Source organism: Cypionkella sp. (assembly GCF_030652235.1).
Classification (GTDB): Bacteria; Pseudomonadota; Alphaproteobacteria; order Rhodobacterales; family Rhodobacteraceae; genus Cypionkella.
Map to the genome: position 1 here is coordinate 31,928 of NZ_JAUSBA010000034.1, position 15,593 is coordinate 47,520.

The 15,593-nt window shown below is 58.4% G+C and carries 16 protein-coding genes; 10 read left to right on the forward strand and 6 right to left on the reverse strand.

Features of this window, described 5'->3' with window-relative positions; all coding sequences use genetic code 11:
* The first annotated feature begins 133 nt into the window (after window positions 1-133).
* The 9 genes from panB (at window position 134) to Q7V03_RS10775 (ending at window position 9,021) form a co-directional block, all read left to right on the forward strand.
* Window positions 134-967 carry a 3-methyl-2-oxobutanoate hydroxymethyltransferase gene (gene panB, locus Q7V03_RS10735; RefSeq protein ID WP_304925595.1) on the forward strand — a complete coding sequence of 278 codons (834 nt, stop codon included), beginning with the start codon at window positions 134-136 and terminating at the stop codon, window positions 965-967.
* Entirely contained in the window at window positions 964-1,803 is an 840-nt protein-coding gene (panC, locus tag Q7V03_RS10740) for a pantoate--beta-alanine ligase (RefSeq protein WP_304925596.1), read from the forward strand. Before panB ends, panC begins: the two co-directional genes overlap by 4 nt.
* A 153-nt stretch (window positions 1,804-1,956) precedes the next feature.
* Window positions 1,957-2,160 carry a hypothetical protein gene (locus tag Q7V03_RS10745; protein ID WP_304925597.1) on the forward strand — a complete coding sequence of 68 codons (204 nt, stop codon included), beginning with the start codon at window positions 1,957-1,959 and terminating at the stop codon, window positions 2,158-2,160.
* 355 nt (window positions 2,161-2,515) lie between these two features.
* Window positions 2,516-3,586 (forward strand): hypothetical protein, encoded by a 1,071-nt coding sequence (locus Q7V03_RS10750; RefSeq protein WP_304925598.1) that lies wholly within the window; start codon window positions 2,516-2,518, stop codon window positions 3,584-3,586.
* A gap of 3 nt (window positions 3,587-3,589) precedes the next feature.
* The gene (locus tag Q7V03_RS10755) at window positions 3,590-4,723 is read left to right on the forward strand and encodes a hypothetical protein (RefSeq protein ID WP_304925599.1); all 1,134 of its coding nucleotides are present in this window, start codon (window positions 3,590-3,592) and stop codon (window positions 4,721-4,723) included.
* 42 nt (window positions 4,724-4,765) lie between these two features.
* Window positions 4,766-6,694 carry an ATP-binding protein gene (locus Q7V03_RS10760; RefSeq protein ID WP_304925600.1) on the forward strand — a complete coding sequence of 643 codons (1,929 nt, stop codon included), beginning with the start codon at window positions 4,766-4,768 and terminating at the stop codon, window positions 6,692-6,694.
* Window positions 6,695-8,071, forward strand: a complete 1,377-nt coding sequence (locus Q7V03_RS10765; protein WP_304925601.1) for a DUF6638 family protein — start codon at window positions 6,695-6,697, stop codon at window positions 8,069-8,071.
* Window positions 8,068-8,334, forward strand: coding sequence for a hypothetical protein (locus Q7V03_RS10770; RefSeq protein WP_304925602.1), 267 nt, complete (start codon window positions 8,068-8,070; stop codon window positions 8,332-8,334). Before Q7V03_RS10765 ends, Q7V03_RS10770 begins: the two co-directional genes overlap by 4 nt.
* A gap of 12 nt (window positions 8,335-8,346) precedes the next feature.
* Window positions 8,347-9,021, forward strand: a complete 675-nt coding sequence (locus Q7V03_RS10775) for a DUF1523 family protein (protein ID WP_304925603.1) — start codon at window positions 8,347-8,349, stop codon at window positions 9,019-9,021.
* 121 nt (window positions 9,022-9,142) lie between these two features.
* Here the strand turns inward: Q7V03_RS10775 and pheT are convergent, their stop codons facing one another.
* On the reverse strand, window positions 9,143-11,551 hold the full coding sequence (gene pheT, locus Q7V03_RS10780) for a phenylalanine--tRNA ligase subunit beta (protein ID WP_304925604.1): 2,409 nt from the start codon (window positions 11,549-11,551) through the stop codon (window positions 9,143-9,145).
* A 168-nt stretch (window positions 11,552-11,719) separates the two neighbouring features.
* Between pheT and Q7V03_RS10785 the strand changes: the two genes are divergently transcribed.
* On the forward strand, window positions 11,720-11,860 hold the full coding sequence (locus Q7V03_RS10785; protein ID WP_304925605.1) for a hypothetical protein: 141 nt from the start codon (window positions 11,720-11,722) through the stop codon (window positions 11,858-11,860).
* On the opposite strand, the gene pheS is transcribed toward Q7V03_RS10785, so the two are convergent.
* The 5 genes from pheS to pyk form a co-directional block, all read right to left on the reverse strand.
* Window positions 11,861-12,943, reverse strand: a complete 1,083-nt coding sequence (pheS, locus tag Q7V03_RS10790) for a phenylalanine--tRNA ligase subunit alpha (protein ID WP_304925606.1) — start codon at window positions 12,941-12,943, stop codon at window positions 11,861-11,863.
* 184 nt (window positions 12,944-13,127) lie between these two features.
* Window positions 13,128-13,490, reverse strand: a complete 363-nt coding sequence (gene rplT, locus Q7V03_RS10795; protein ID WP_304925607.1) for a 50S ribosomal protein L20 — start codon at window positions 13,488-13,490, stop codon at window positions 13,128-13,130.
* A 12-nt stretch (window positions 13,491-13,502) separates the two neighbouring features.
* On the reverse strand, window positions 13,503-13,703 hold the full coding sequence (gene rpmI / locus Q7V03_RS10800) for a 50S ribosomal protein L35 (protein ID WP_054009035.1): 201 nt from the start codon (window positions 13,701-13,703) through the stop codon (window positions 13,503-13,505).
* Between the two features lie 117 nt (window positions 13,704-13,820).
* On the reverse strand, window positions 13,821-14,045 hold the full coding sequence (locus Q7V03_RS10805; RefSeq protein ID WP_304925608.1) for a hypothetical protein: 225 nt from the start codon (window positions 14,043-14,045) through the stop codon (window positions 13,821-13,823).
* A 46-nt stretch (window positions 14,046-14,091) separates the two neighbouring features.
* On the reverse strand, window positions 14,092-15,540 hold the full coding sequence (gene pyk / locus Q7V03_RS10810; protein WP_304925609.1) for a pyruvate kinase: 1,449 nt from the start codon (window positions 15,538-15,540) through the stop codon (window positions 14,092-14,094).
* Window positions 15,541-15,593 lie beyond the last annotated feature (53 nt).

Sequence of the window (15,593 nt, forward strand, 5' to 3'; positions counted from 1 at the left end):
CTTGGCCCGCATAGCGCCCGCAGATCATCGCGGCGTCAAGCGGGATTGCCGCTGCAATGCAGCGTAATAATCTTGCTGTCGCCTTTGGCTTGTGCCCATATGATTGGCACAAAGTCATCGCGGAGCCTGTCAGATGAGTGCAACCTCTTCCATGCGCGCGGTGCTGCCGCCCGATATTCGTGCCCGCAAAGGTCAGGTGCCCTTGGTGGTGTTGACCGCCTACACCACGCCTGTAGCCCGGCTGGTCGATGCGCATTGCGATATGGCGCTGGTCGGCGATTCAGTCGGCATGGTGCTGCACGGGCTGCCCAGCACCATTGGTGTGACGATGGAGATGATGATTCTGCATGGCCGCGCGGTGGTTCGGGGCTTGCAAAAGGCGATGGCGGTGATCGACATGCCGTTTGGCAGTTACGAGGAAAGCCCGCAGCAGGCGTATCGCAACGCGGCCCGGCTGATGGCCGAGACGGGCGCGCCTTGTGTCAAGCTGGAGGGTGGCGTTCATATGGCCGAAACCATCGCGTTTCTGACCAAGCGCGGGATTCCGGTGCAGGCGCATATTGGGTTGACGCCGCAGGCGGTGAACACTTTGGGCGGCTATAAGGTGGTCGGCCGCGACGGTGAGGCTGATTTGGTGATGCAGGATGCACTGGCGGTTGAGGCCGCAGGCGCGTTCTCTGTGGTGCTGGAAAAGGTGCCGATGGGCTTGGCGGCCCGGATCACCCAAAGGCTGAGTATCCCGACGATCGGCATTGGCGCAGGGGTGGCCTGTGATGGTCAGGTGCTGGTGGTGGATGACATGCTTGGGTTCTTCACCGAATTCCGCCCGAAATTTGTCAAACGCTACGCCGATTTGGGGGCTTTGGCCTCGGAAGCGATTGCCGATTATGCCGCAGAAGTGCGGGCGCGGACATTCCCGGCGGAAGAACATGCCTTTGCGGATGTTGTGAAAGGCAAACAGTCTTGACGCAGATCATTCGGACTGTCGCCGATCTGCGCATCTTGGTGCGTGGCTGGAAAACTGCGGGCGCGGTGGTGGGTGTGGTGCCGACAATGGGCGCTTTGCATGACGGGCATTTGTCTTTGGCGCGTGCGGCGAAGGCGGAATGTCAGCGGGTGATTGTGACGATTTTCGTCAACCCGAAGCAGTTCAACAACCCGGATGATCTGAAGACGTATCCCCGCACCGAGGCAGCCGATGCGGCTTTGCTGCAAACGGTGGGTGTCGATGTGATCTTCGCGCCAGAACCGGGTGAGGTTTATCCCGACGGCTTCACCTCGACCGTTTCGGTGGGCGGTGTGTCGGAGCCGTTGGAAGGCCGGATGCGTCCGGGGCATTTTGACGGCGTGGCCACCGTGGTCACCAAGCTTTTCGGCATGACGATGGCCGACAGGGGCTATTTTGGTCAAAAAGATTGGCAGCAATTACAGGTTGTTTTGCAGTTGGTGCGCGACTTGAATGTGCCCATCACCATCGTGGGCTGCGAGACCATTCGTGAGCCGGATGGGCTTGCCATGTCTTCGCGCAATAACCGTCTGACGCCTGACGGTCGCGCGATTGCGGGCGTGCTTTACACCGCAATCTCTGCTGCCGCAGAAGACATTCGCGCTGGACAGTCTGATCGGATGGCGATCCGCGAAGCGGCGGAAAAGTTGCGGCACGCCGGGTTTGAACGGGTGGAATATATCGAATTGCGTGATGCCGAGACATTGATGCCCTCGGATGACATACAACGCCCCCGCCGGATGCTGGCCGCCGCTTGGTTGGACGGCGTGCGCTTGATTGACAACATTCCGGTTTAGCGCGATGCGCCGGGGCGCTGCCCCGGACCCCGGAGTGTTTAGGCCAAGATGAAATCAGCCGAGCAAATCCATGCAGCACCAAAGCCATCACGTTAGCGCTGTCCTTAATATCCTGCACGCCGAGCGTAGCGATCCGTCATCACCGACTGCACCTTGAACAAACCTTTGATCTCATGGGAAAACGTTGGGCGCTGGGCTTTCACGCGCGCCAGTTTCTCGGTGATTTCCTGCTTTACCTCGGCCATAAATCTGGCCGCCTTCCAATGCGCCGCCAAACGGATCGCGGGTCCAACCGTGGCCAACCTTGATGACATCGTGATCGCGGTTGAAATGCACGCAATCGCCGGGCAAGTCTAAGTCAATCCGCGCGACCAGATTTCAGCGTGGATAGGCTTCGCTATCGCCCGGCGCGCCCAAGACCTGGATGAATTGCAGCGTAAAGCCCGCAGCCTTCAACTGCGGCGCGAGGTAAGCGCAGATCCAGCGATGGTTCTACCCCGACGGACTAAGCGTTGGAATACGGATCAGATCCTGCGTCAGACCAATAAGCTCTTGGCGACAGGCGGCGACTGCGGCAAGGATGGCGTGATCGGACATCGGGGCAGAGTGCCGCGCCGTAAGACGCGGAGCACTGCGAAATTTCCCGACCGAAGTGATGTAACTTGACTTAACATGCCTATATCATGGCACGACATTCATAACGGAGGGTTCGATGGCCGATTTCGACACGCAAATCAAGGAAAGCCAGGCACAGGTTGCGGCTGCGCAGGCGAAAATTTCCGCGATCACGGGGCGGATCGAAGACGCGCGCGGCAAACTGGATGCCGGCACCTCGATTGATATCGAAAACGCCTCGCTGGAGGATGTGCATAAGCACACCGACCTGATGAACGCCAATATCGCCGAACTGATCATGGGACTTGATGACGTGACGGCGGGCTTCTCGAAAGACTTCGACGAGATGCGCTCGAAGACCGGGATGGAAAGTTTCATCGGCATGTTTTCCAACGCCAAATCAGAGTCGATGCGGCAGGAACGGATGCGCACGGCCTCGATTGACAGCAAGTTGCAGGATTTGATTGGTAAATCAGACATCATCGTGCGGTTGTTGCAGGGCCAGCTCGATATGCTGAACGGCCAAAAAACGACGGTCGAGGCCAACCTTGGCGCCACGCTGACGGAACGTGAAACGACGGTGATGGCGCTGGAAGCCGTGCGCGCCGAAGTTGGCGGCATGGACCCGAAGATCATCGAACTGGAAAACAAGATCTCGGTTGAGCAGGACGCGGGTGCGCGCACCAAGCTGGAGACTGAATTGGCTGGACTGAACGGGCGTTACAACGCGCTGGTGCAGGACGAGCAGGTGCAACTGGCGAAAAGCCAGACGCTGGAGCGCTATATCGAAAAAGGTAAAACTTGGGTCGATAGTTTGACCAATCAGGCCGCCACGCAGTTGGTTTTGATCAATAAGTTGCAAACGGACACCAAGCAGCGGGTGGTTTTGTATGACGCTTTGTCGGCCAGCTTGAAGACCGCACAGCAGCAGGATGTCGCCCACCGCATTAATGAGATCGGCGTGAAAACCGACCAAGAGGCGCAGGTGGCGATGGCCGCGATCGGCGCTGCGACCAATCAAAAAATGGGTGATATGCTGGAGGCTCACGAGGGTCACATGATCTTCGCGCGTGAGGTGTTGGAGCAAAAGGCCAAGGCTGACGAGCGCTTTGCGCGACGGTTTGCCAAGATCGTCGAGAAGCACGACAAGAACGCGTATGGGGAATAAGCTGTGGCCGAAACGGTCAAAGATCAGCTGACGACTGACCATCAGGAACTCTACGACACGCTCACCGCGCGGCGGTATTTTGCCAAGTTTGAGCGGATTACCCGCCATCTGATTCGGGTCGCGGGTGAGGTCGAGGCCGAGGGGCGTCTGACCCGCACCGAGGCGCGGATTTTGGGGCGGTATTTGTCGGCGCTGACCGGCACCTTCAAGGCGCTGAATTACAAATACCTGATGACCGGAAGGGCGGACGGCTCGCCGCGGCTGACCTTTGATCGTCACGACTCGGGCTTTCCGGTGGCGCAAGAGTTGATGATGATGGCGCTGGATGCCGCACAGGTGCAAAAACACTTGGGCGGGATGGCGTCGGAAACCGAGCTGAAAGACCGCATGGTGCGCCAACTCGTGCGCGAGCTGACAGTGCCGATCCAGTTGCAATTCGCGCTAAGTCAGCGGCTTTACTACGAATCCCTGGCCACCGGTTGCATCTTCTGGTCGCGCAACGACCCTGATTGCCAGTGGATCGAAGATGTCCGCCGCGACGGCGCCGAACGCAAGCATTTCCTGCTGCACTGGGCGGTCTATGACACCCAAGCCAACCTGCCCGTGGTTTATCTTATGGATGTCGAAGACAGCGGCAAGAAACCGCTTCCGACTGATGATCGCCGGTGGCCGATGGCGCAGGCACATCTGATGGCGCAATCGGCGATGGGGTTGAAATTGCTGACCATCGCGCAGGGGTTTGACAAGGATTTCGCGGGCTTGCACCCCAAACGCCTGCGCCGCATCACGCTTGGCCCGATGCACAGCCATGACTTCACCCTGCAATCCGGACCGATTGCGCAAGTACTGGCCGATGCCAACGCGCCGGATGGCGATGATTGGGCGCTGGTCTGGACGGTGGAGGACCTGATCTCTGACCGCGAGGAGGAGGTCAAAGACGGTTGGTTCTCCAGCGCCGAGCGTCAGGTTTTCAAGCTGGACCCGATCGCCAGCGACAGCGGGGCGACGCGGATCGAACGCATGGTGATCTTGCCCGAGCGCCCCTATCAAGTTCTCGCCGATCTGAACCCACCGGGCTTTCGCGATGTGCGGAAATTTGTGGTGGGCGCGGGTGATCGCATTATGCCCGCGCGATGAAGCCATGCGTAAGTGTTTGAATAAATAGGAATTGGAGACAGCATGACCGATGCGCGCGATACGATGGAACTGCGGGAAGAAACCATCCGCGCGCAATATGATGCGGCGCTGGCCCTGTTGACGGGTTTCGATCACGCTCCGCGCCTGGCCAAGGCGACGGCTGAGGTGAAAACCGAACGCTCTCCCGGCATCGGCACGCGCCCCATGTTCCGCTCCACCACCCCCGGTCTGATGACGCGCAGCACCGCCCGTCCCGGGGGCGTTCGGCTGCTGGAGCGGGTGGAAGGTTTGGGCGATGGTCTGGTCTCGCCGGTGCAAGCCGCAGCCCTGCATGGCTTGCGGCGGGGTCTTGCGATTGCGCTGGCGATGGCAGAAACTTTCGCGGCGCAATCCGGGCTGGCCGAGTTGAAAAAAGCCAATCTTGAGGGTCGTCTGCCTGAAGGCAAGCGCGTCGAGTTTACCGAATTGTTGGCCGCTGAGGCGCTGGCGACACTGTACACCTTTGCCAATGCAACGGCATTTTTGCTCGCTTCATCAATGGGTTCAACGACAGTGGAGGTTGGCGCAGTCGAGGAAATCTTGACCGACAACGCCCCCTTGGCCCTGCAAGGCGTGTTGTGGGAGTTGGATCAGGACGTAGCCCTTCTCGCCAGTGATGAACCCCGTCTGATCGCAGTAATTGGCGCGTTCTGCGAGGCACTGATGCAACGCGTTGCCCTGCGCGCCGAAGCGGCACCCCGTTTGCAGGCGTTTACCAGCGGCGCTTGGCGCGTTGAGGCGGATGCGTTGTCGATTGCCGGGTTCAAGCCCGCGCGCGCGGCCAAAGGCAGCGCTTTGACAATGCAATTCAAGAAACCCTCGGAAGTGGTCGGCAATCACATCGCTAAATATCAAAGCCTTCGGTTGGCTAAAATGTTGATGGCCTATGACTTTGAACGCAAACTCAATCCCTTTGCCGAGTTAGGTGGCTTTATCTTTACCTTCATGGGCGATGGTAAACCCGGCACGGGAAAAACCACGCTGATCCAAATGATGGCTGGATTGCTGAATGACTATTGCAAGACCGCAGGCTATCCATTTCGCTATCAAAACTTCTCAATCGACCAGATCGACTCGTATCAGGGGAAATCCGGCCAAAATGCGAAAGCGTTTATTGATAACGTGTTGGATCCCGACGTGATTGCGTTTGGCACCATCGATGACATTGATCAGGTCGCCGGGAAGCGTGGCGATCGCCAATCTTCGGCAGGTCAGCAGGAAGTAACGGCGGTATTCATGGGCGCTTTTGCTGGGGCCAATACTGTGGTGCGCGGAAATTGTACTTTCGGGATGTTCTCGAATTACCCCGAGAATGTCGATGATGCCTTGCGGCAACGCGCAGGCGCGCGCTTTCTGGTCGACGGACCGCAAAGCCGTGAGGATTATATCGACATCCTTTCGTTGCTGCTGGGTAAAAACCACGCGATTCCAGTCGGTAGCCACGCTCTGTTCGCTGCCCAAGAGATCAAACGCGCTGTCACGGCCAGTTTTGAGGGTTATTCCAAGCCGCATGAAGACGGTTTGCTAAAGGTCTGGGATAGGGTTCAGCGTGATATAGGCTCTTTGGATACTTTGACAAAACTCGGGACCTACCTAAAAGCAATTCAGCAAGCCGATGACCGCTTTACCGGTCGCGCGATCAAGAACATCACCGATGCGGTGAAGGTGCGCGCGATGGATTTTGAATTGCCGGATGAATGGATGGAGAACCCCGATCTGTTCCTGTTCAAACCCTATGACGAAAAACTGATGATGATTAAGGGGCTGACGACGTCGATTACTGTTGAAATGGTGATCCAAGAAATCAACCGCTACGCTGATAGCGAATTCCGCTATGCCGATAAATCTGATGAAATTGCGATTGAGGGCATTGTGCGCGATTTCAAGCGGCAGGAAGAAGCCAAGCGGCGATATCTGGAGGGAAAGGCGTAAATGAAGCGCCTGATCGAAAAAGGCCTGATGTTTGGCAATCTGATTGAGGTTTCGTCCCCTCAGCTCGTTGAGCGTTACAACCGCGCGCTTAAACACCTAACCGGCAAACAAACAACGCTCAAGGATTTTCACATCGACATCTCGGGGTATTCCCCCGAAATTGGTGATGAATTGGGCGACGATCTTTATCTGAACCGGAATGGTTGCAATCGACAGTTCATCCTGCTGACCACCAGTCAAAAATCCGCGCCCCTGCTAAACATGAAATTTTCGACCTCGCGTGGGATTTTGCAGCAGTTTATCGAGGCCAATGAGGCACAGCTTTTCGCCCTCACCGCGCGGGATGCGGTGGCTGGCGAGTTGCAAAACTCTGTCTACGAAATTGCGAACCCTGCGAAACTGTTGGAAATTCGACAGATCACGGTCGAGGCCGACACAATTGGTGGCCATGTCGCCGATGCCAGCAAACTTGCCAAACTGATCGACCGTTTCCGGCAGGAACCCGATGGCTGGCGCGATGATCTGCTGATGGCTGAGATGATCGAACTGGCAACAAAGACCGGCGATGTGACCCGTGTGCCGATCAATCTACCCGCCATGACATTTCAGCAGCCGAGTTTCTGGACCAGCCATTTCGGCGGGCTCTATGTGTTTCGTGACGTAAAGTTTCCAGGAGTGGTCAGCACGATGCCACGTCAAAGCCTTGGAAAGATGCCGATTTCTTCAGTGATGGACCTAACCCAGCGCAATGCGATAGCCGAGTGGTTGGAGCGCAATGGACTGGTGGAGCCCATCGTGCAGGCGCGTGGGATGGATGCGGCGGGGGTGCTGCGGCAGAAGATGGACTTTGTTTTGGTTGATGCGGCAGAGTCGTTGAGCCTTGAAATTGGTGATGCGCGCCGCACGGATTTGCGCAAGATTGCCTACCGTTTGGGCGATGCTTTGCCCGAGGAATTCTTGGGTTTGGCGCAGCTTTTGCGTTGGGTAGAAGGCGCGGGCGATTGGCCGCGAATCACTTCGGAACACAAGGCCTATTTCTACACGCTGCGGGCGTCGGCCGGGGTTGAGCGAGACTTGGTTAACATGCTGCTGTCAGAATTAGCGCCAATGGATGTGCGGCAGATGTTCATTGTGCATAAGGAATTGTTCTACGCGCAATATGCCACGTGGTCGGATCGCAAGCGCCAGTATGTCGCGGATTTTCTTGAGCGCGAGTATAAGGTCGACGCACAGGGCGCGCGCGCGGCGTTGTTTGGGCCCGAGCCGTCGATGGACAATCGGCATCGCCCCGAGCCGAAGCCTGCGCGCGATCTCGGCGCGGTGGTTGGGCCTTGGGGTGCTGTTACGAGGGGCGCAGGTTTGGGGAGGCGAACATGATTGGCATCTTGCGGGCAGCGGTTCTGGGATTCGTCCTTTTATCCGTGGTTTACGTACTGGTTTCGATTTATTCCCGCTCGGAACGCCGCGAAAAGTTGGAAAAGAAATTCGACGCCGGAGGTGTCGAGGGCGACCGTGATGCCTATATCGAAATGGGGATGCAGGCCTATAAAAAGAGTCTGCGGCATCGGCTGTTGTGGTTGGTTTACATCATCCCTGCGGTGGTGGTCAGCGCAATCGTATACTTTGTTAACTATCAGTAAGGAGCGACCAGAATGTGGACCTATGTGAAGTGGAGCTTCCGGATTCTGGTTGTGCTCGTGGTGGGCGGCTTTCTGCACTACACGCTGCCGCATCATGATATTGTCAGGATCACAAATACTTACAACCGCCTGACCACGGTAGGTTCGGAAAACTCTTGGGCCTATGCCTCACCCGATGTCGGTACCGGCGAAAGCACGGTGACGCGGGATATTCGCTTTATTGAGGCGGCATTTCCGGATGGCGATGTGATAGTTTACCGCAACGAGGACACCGGCTGGATCTGGCCGCCCTATTTCAAATACGACAGTTCCAACCTGCAAGCCGAGGCGGGCAATCTGAAATCGCTGCAAAGCGCGCCGAAATGGGTATCGGTGACGCATTATGGCTGGCGGTTGGCTTGGCTGTCGATCTACCCGAATGCGGTTGCAGTAAAGGAAGTGGTCGGGCCGGACGTGCGGATTATCCCCTACGTGAACATCATCGTGCTGCTGGCTTTGGCGTTCGGGGTGTTCATGTTGCGCCGGATGTGGTTGCAGTTTTGGGAGCGGATGGTGGAGCCTGCAGTGGCCGAAGTCGGCGAAACTTGGGACGGAGTTGAGGCGCAGGCTGGCGCCGCGAAAGCGCGGGCAGGTGGGGTCGTAGGCCGGATCGGGGCATGGCTTAGAACTTGGCGCAAAAAAAGCTGACAAATGGGCTAACCCACGGATTTTGCGTCTAAAAGACCGTGTATTTGCGTGCTTTATTCGTGCCTTTTGTACGAGTACAGCAGTGTTTTAGCGGGGCGATGAACGCCCCGCGCAATCTGGCTTAGCCGCGCAAGCTGCCGCCTGTCGCCTTGCTGACCTTTTCGATGATCTTGGCAGAAACGGCCTCGATATCTGCCTCAGTCAGTGTCTTGTCGCTTGGCTGCAGGCGCACCGTTAAAGCGATGCTCTTTTTACCCGTGCCCATTTGGGCCTCGGCCTTGTCTCCGGTGAACTGATCGAACAGCCGCACGCTTGCGATCAACACCTTATCGGCGCCGATGGCGGCGTTCACGGCTGTCAAAGCCTCGACCTCCTTATCGACGACAAAGGCGAAATCGCGGTCCACCGCTTGCAGGTCAGACAAAGTCAGCGCTGGCTTGGTCGGGGTTTTCACTTTGGGCATCGGCACGTTGGCAAGCAGAATAGTGAAGGCCACGGCGGGGCCCTTGACGCCCATTTCGGCCAGAACCTTGGGGTGAACCTCGCCAAAACTTGCCATCATATTGGGGCCAAGGCCGATCACGCCGGAACGACCAGGGTGCCACCAGCTTGCCACCTTGCGGTTGATCTGGGTGCGGGCAGGCGCGCCGATGGCGGCCAGGGCGGCCTCGACATCGGCTTTGGCGTCGAACACATCGACAGGACGGCGGCTGGTATGGGGATCACGGGGTGCGTTGAAGCCGATCAGCAGGGCCGTTGCTTGCAGATGCTGCTCGTCGGGTTCGCCACCTTGGAAGGCAGGGCCAACCTCGAACAAAGCCATATCCGCGAAACCGCGGGCTTGGTTGCGGCTGGCTGCACGCAACAGGCCCGGCAGCAGATCGGGGCGCAGATGCGACATTTCAGACGAGATTGGGTTATCGACTTTTACCGCATCCGCGCCGCCACCGAACAGCGCAGCAGAGGCTTGGTCGATGAAGCTGTAGGTGACGCATTCGTTGTAGCCCAAGGCCGCGATGGTGCGGCGCACGGTGCGTTCGCGGGTTTGCAGCGGCGTCAGGATCGGGCGCGGCACGCCGGGAACGGCACGGGGCAGCGGCTTGCCTTGCAGTTTTGACAGCGAGGCAATGCGGGCGACTTCCTCGATCAGATCAGCCTCACCCAACACATCGGGGCGCCAAGTGGGCGGGGTGGCCATATCGCCGTTCAGGGTAAAGCCGAGGGATTGCAGGGTCTTGCGCTGCTCGGCTTCGGGGATATCCATGCCAACAAGGCTGATCACCCGCGCGGGGTTCAGTTTATAGGCGCGAGTGGTGTCGATCGGAGCGCCGTCTTGAGCAATGTCGCTGGCCTCGCCGCCGCAGAGTTCAAGGATCATCTGTGTCGCCAAATCCAGCCCCGGCAAGGTGAAAGCCGGGTCCACGCCACGCTCAAACCGATAGCGGGCGTCCGAGTTGATCTTCAGCGCGCGACCGGTTGCGGCGATGGTGATCGGATCCCAATAGGCGGATTCGACGAACACATCGGTGGTGTCGGGGGTGCAGCCAGACGCCTCCCCCCCCATGACGCCTGCAAGGGATTCAACGCCCTGATCATCGGAAATCGCCATCTGGCCCGCGCGTAAAGCGTAGGTTTTGCCATCGAGCGCCGCGAACTGCTCCCCCCCTTCAGCGGCATGCACGCGCAGCTTACCGAGGACTTTGGCCGCGTCGAACACATGTAGCGGGCGGTTCAATCCGAAGGTGAAGTAGTTGGTGATATCGACCAAAGCCGAGATTGGGCGCAGGCCGATGGCTTTCAGACGGTTGGTCAGCCAATCCGGGGAAGGACCGTTGCTGACGCCGCGAATGGTACGACCTGCAAAATGTGGGCAGCCTTTGGCTTTCAGTTCAGCGGAGATTTCCACCTGCACCGGGCTTGGGAAGCCGGCCTTGATCACTGGGATCAACAGTGGTTTCAGCGTGCCAAGTCCGCGCGCGGCCAGATCACGCGCAATGCCGCGCACACCCAGGGCGTCGGGGCGGTTGGGGGTGACTTTGACGTGGATCATTGGATCGGCCAGACCGGGGCGGTTGATCGCCAGCCAATCGGCAAATTTCTCGCCAACCTCTCCTGTCGGCAGCTCAATGATGCCGTTATGTTCATCCGACAACTCTAGCTCGCGTTCGGATGCCATCATGCCATGCGATTCGACGCCACGGATTTTGCCAATTCCAAGCGTCACGTCGATTCCGGGGACATAGTCGCCGGGTTTGCACAAAACCACGGTGATGCCCGCACGGGCATTGGGCGCACCGCAGACGATCTGCTTTTCGCCCTCATCCGTCAGAACGCGGCAAACTTGCAGCTTGTCAGCATCGGGATGCTTTTCGGCATGCAGCACTTTTGCGATGGTAAAGGGCGCGAGTTTGGCCAGGGGGTTGATCACCTCCTCAACCTCAAGCCCCAGATCGGTAAGGGCGTAGAGGATGTCGTCCAACGACGACGAGGTCTCAATGTGATCTTTCAACCAAGACAGGGTGAATTTCATGGCACGGCCCTTCGGGAATTGTCGCTTGCGGGATTAACGCATTGAGACGGAAAGGGGAAGCGGGCAGGGCAGGGTTTCCCCCGTGGAAACGGCTTGTCGCCAGATCAACGAGGCGATTGCCTTATTCTGTGGGCAAAGATCAGCTATACTGCTTGAATGATGGACCCAATGTTTGAAATCCCAAAGGACCGCAAACGGCTGAACGTAGGTCAGCTCTGCGTGCTGCTGGGGCTGACTGCGCTTTTGTACATGATGATCGCGCATGAGTTCTCAGCGTTGACACGGGCGTTGATCGCGCCCGTGCAGTAATCAGGCGCTCAGTCCGCCCGCCAAGTCAGGCATATTCAAAGCCGCAAAGCCGTAGTGGCGCAGCCAACGCAGATCGCTTTCAAAAAACGCGCGCAGATCTGGGATGCCGTATTTCAGCATCGCAATCCGGTCGATGCCCATGCCAAAGGCGAAACCCTGCCATTCGTCAGGGTTCACACCCGCCGCCGACAGTACTTTCGGATGCACCATGCCCGAGCCCAGAATTTCCATCCATTTGTCGCCTTGGCCGATCTTCAACTGGCCACCCTCCCATGAGCAGCGAATATCAACCTCGGCGGAGGGTTCGGTGAACGGGAAGTGGCTGGCGCGGAAGCGCAGTTCCACCGAGGGCACCTCGAAGAAGGCGCGGCAGAATTCTTCCAGCACCCATTTCAAGTTGGCCATGGAGATATTGCGGTCGATGGCCAGACCCTCGACCTGATGGAACATCGGCGTGTGGGTCTGATCCATATCCATGCGGTAAACGCGGCCGGGGGCGATCACCCGGATCGGCGCACCTTGGGCGGCCATGGCGCGGATTTGCACCGGGCTGGTGTGGGTGCGCAGGACATGCGGTGGGCGGTTGTCGCCCTCGGCGCGGTTCATGAAGAATGTGTCATGCTCTTGCCGCGCTGGGTGTTCCGGCGGGATGTTCAGCGCGTCGAAGTTATACCAATCGCTTTCGACCTGAGGGCCTTCGGCCACCGCAAAGCCCATGTCTGCAAAGATCGCGGTAAGCTCTTCCATCACCTGAGACACCGGATGGATCGTCCCAACCCGGCGCGGACGCCCCGGCAAGGTCACATCCAGCCATTCCGAGCGCAGCCGTTCGTTCAGCGTCGCATCGCCCAGCGCTGCCTTCTTGGCGCGCAGGGCGGCGTCAATCTCATCCTTCAGCACGTTCAGCATGGCACCGGCTGCACGGCGCTGATCGGGCTCCATCTTGCCAAGACCCGACATCAGCGCCGAAATCTCGCCCTTCTTGCCAAGGGCGGCGACGCGCAGATCTTCCAAGCCCGCCTCGTCGCCCACATTGGCAACGGCGGTCAGGTATTTGGCCTTCAGCGTGTCAAGCGCATCCATAGCAATCTCCGGTATTCCTGCGGTTTCGTGCTAGCGGGCAAGGCTTGGATTTGCAAGCCGCAGCTTGGATTTGCTCTTTTTGAAATACTCCCCCCGGAGGGTTCGAGCTTGGCCCAAGGCACAGCGCCAAAACAAAAAGCCCCGCCACAAAGGGCAGGGCTTTTCCTGAAATCAAAGCGAAGGCTTACACTAAAGCTGCCTTGGCTTGTGCCGCGATGGCGTTGAACGCCTCGGGCTCGTGCACGGCGAGATCGGCCAGAACTTTACGGTCCACCTCGATGCCAGCTTTCGCCAGACCGTTGATGAAGCGCGAGTAGGTGAACTCGATATCGAACAGACGCACAGCGGCGTTGATCCGCTGGATCCACAAAGCGCGGAAGTTGCGCTTGCGGTTCTTACGGTCGCGCGTGGCATACTGTTGAGCCTTGTCAACAGCTTGCGTTGCGGTGCGGAAGTTCGTGGAACGGGCGGCGTAATAGCCAGCCGCTTTCTTGATCACCTTGCGGTGGCGGGCGTGCGTAACTACGCCGGATTTAACGCGGGACATCGGGTGCTCTCCTTACCGGTCGTAGGGCATGTATTTCTTGACGATCTTCGCGTCGGACGGGCTCAGCAACATAGTGCCGGACGCGTCACGAATGAATTTCGTCGTGCGTTTGATCATGCCGTGGCGTTTGCCGGCGACGCCAGCTTTCACCCGACCGGAAGCTGTGAAGCTGAAGCGCTTCTTCGCCGCCGACTTGGTCTTCATCTTGGGCATTTCCATCTCCGTGGTTTCAGGCGGGACTCGGCATGCCACGTAGGCCGGTCTCGCGGGGTGTTCGAGAGGGTGCTATAGGCGGGCGCTGCTTTGGGTGCAAGAGGCAATCGGGGTGGATTACTTGATCACATCCGCAATCACTTGCACAAAGATATGCGGTATCTGATCAAACTTATAGCCGCCAGTTTTCTGCGTCAGTGCATAGGTCAGCAGCACGCCGCCGATCAGCACCATAATCGCCCCAGCGCGCGGCGGGCGGCTTTCAGAATAAGCCGCCAGCAGCGAGGGAATAGCCAGAGCGCAGATAATAATGCCGATGACAAGGATCTGATCGTTGCTCATGCCGATAAACCTTTGACAGACTGGCCAAGCGTGGCTGGGTCGAAGGTTACTCCGGCTCGCTGAAAGAAATCAACCTTTCGTCACAGGGCGCCACGCGCAGAATGTTGGTGGTGCCCTTGACGTTAAACGGCACACCCGCGGTGACGACGATCATATCTTCGCTTGAGGCAAAGCCATCATCGCGTGCGACTTTCACCGCCGCCAGCACAGCACCTTTGAAGCGGTCCTGTGGCGGGGTGATGGCGCAGTGCAACCCCCATGTCAGCGACATCCGGCGGGCTGTCGACATCAGCGGCGTCAGCGCCAAGATCGGCACTTGCGGGCGTTCGCGCGACACCAGCGAGGCGGTTGTGCCGGTTTGACTAAAGCAAGCAATCGCCTTGATATTGGTGGCTTCGGCAATTTCACGCGCGGCCGCCACGATGCCATCGGCAATGGTTTCACGCCGGACCTGACGCGAGGCCTCAATCACTTGACGGTAGGTCGGGTCTTTTTCCACCGACATAGCGACGTTGTTCATCGTGGTGACGGCTTCAATCGGATATTTACCAGCGGCCGATTCGGCTGACAGCATGATCGCATCAGCACCTTCATAGATCGCGGTTGCCACGTCCGAGACTTCGGCGCGGGTTGGCACCGGTGCTTCGATCATAGATTCGAGCATTTGCGTGGCGACAATCACTGGTTTGGCCGCTGCTCGCGCGCCACGTACAAGGCGTTTCTGGATCGGCGGCACCGAAGTGACGGGCAATTCTACGCCCAGATCGCCACGCGCCACCATGATGCCATCTGAGACAGCCAGAATCGCATCATAGGCTTTCACCGCCGCAGGTTTTTCGATCTTCGACAGGATCGCGGCGCGACCGCGCGCCAAAACCCGCGCCTCAATCACGTCTTCGGGGCGCTGCACGAAGGACAACGCCAGCCAATCGACGCCAAGTTCGCAGGCAAATTCCAGATCTTCGCGGTCTTTGGCGGACAAAGCCGCCAAGGGCAGCACCACGTCGGGCACATTGACGCCCTTGCGGTTGGAAATCACACCGCCAACTTCAACCACGCAATTCGCGTAATCCTTGCCGCAGTCTTTGACCCGCACGCGGATCTTACCGTCATTGACCAGCAGGGAAGCCCCCGGCTCAAGGGCTGCAAAAATCTCGGGGTGCGGCAGTTGCACGCGGGCTGCGTCGCCCGGCGTGCTGCTGAGATCCATGCGGAAATCAGCGCCCTCAACCAAGGCTTCGCCCGCCGGATTGGCGAACACGCCGACCCGCAGTTTTGGCCCCTGAAGATCGGCCAGAATCGCGATCGGCCTGCCAGTGTCGGCTTCGACCTGGCGGATGATGGCATGGCGTGCGGCCTGTTCGGCATGGGTGCCGTGGCTCATGTTCAAGCGGAACACATCTGCCCCTGCCTCAAACAATGCGCGGATCATTTTATAGTCGCTGGAGGCTGGGCCCAGAGTGGCCACGATCTTTACGTTCCGAAGGCGTCTCATGCCTTTTTCCTTTTCGTCGCATCTATTTTTCGTGGTGGGCCGCGCGTCTTATG

Excerpts from the sequence above, each read along its gene's own strand:
- panB (WP_304925595.1), top strand. The coding sequence starts at position 134 with ATGAGTGCAACCTCTTCCATGCGCGCGGTGCTGCCGCCCGATATTCGT.
- Q7V03_RS10750 (WP_304925598.1), top strand. The coding sequence starts at position 2,516 with ATGGCCGATTTCGACACGCAAATCAAGGAAAGCCAGGCACAGGTTGCG.
- Q7V03_RS10760 (WP_304925600.1), top strand. The coding sequence starts at position 4,766 with ATGACCGATGCGCGCGATACGATGGAACTGCGGGAAGAAACCATCCGC.
- Q7V03_RS10765 (WP_304925601.1), top strand. The coding sequence starts at position 6,695 with ATGAAGCGCCTGATCGAAAAAGGCCTGATGTTTGGCAATCTGATTGAG.
- Q7V03_RS10770 (WP_304925602.1), top strand. The coding sequence starts at position 8,068 with ATGATTGGCATCTTGCGGGCAGCGGTTCTGGGATTCGTCCTTTTATCC.
- Q7V03_RS10775 (WP_304925603.1), top strand. The coding sequence starts at position 8,347 with ATGTGGACCTATGTGAAGTGGAGCTTCCGGATTCTGGTTGTGCTCGTG.
- pheT (WP_304925604.1), bottom strand. The coding sequence starts at position 11,551 with ATGAAATTCACCCTGTCTTGGTTGAAAGATCACATTGAGACCTCGTCG.
- Q7V03_RS10785 (WP_304925605.1), top strand. The coding sequence starts at position 11,720 with ATGTTTGAAATCCCAAAGGACCGCAAACGGCTGAACGTAGGTCAGCTC.
- pheS (WP_304925606.1), bottom strand. The coding sequence starts at position 12,943 with ATGGATGCGCTTGACACGCTGAAGGCCAAATACCTGACCGCCGTTGCC.
- rplT (WP_304925607.1), bottom strand. The coding sequence starts at position 13,490 with ATGTCCCGCGTTAAATCCGGCGTAGTTACGCACGCCCGCCACCGCAAG.
- rpmI (WP_054009035.1), bottom strand. The coding sequence starts at position 13,703 with ATGCCCAAGATGAAGACCAAGTCGGCGGCGAAGAAGCGCTTCAGCTTC.
- Q7V03_RS10805 (WP_304925608.1), bottom strand. The coding sequence starts at position 14,045 with ATGAGCAACGATCAGATCCTTGTCATCGGCATTATTATCTGCGCTCTG.
- pyk (WP_304925609.1), bottom strand. The coding sequence starts at position 15,540 with ATGAGACGCCTTCGGAACGTAAAGATCGTGGCCACTCTGGGCCCAGCC.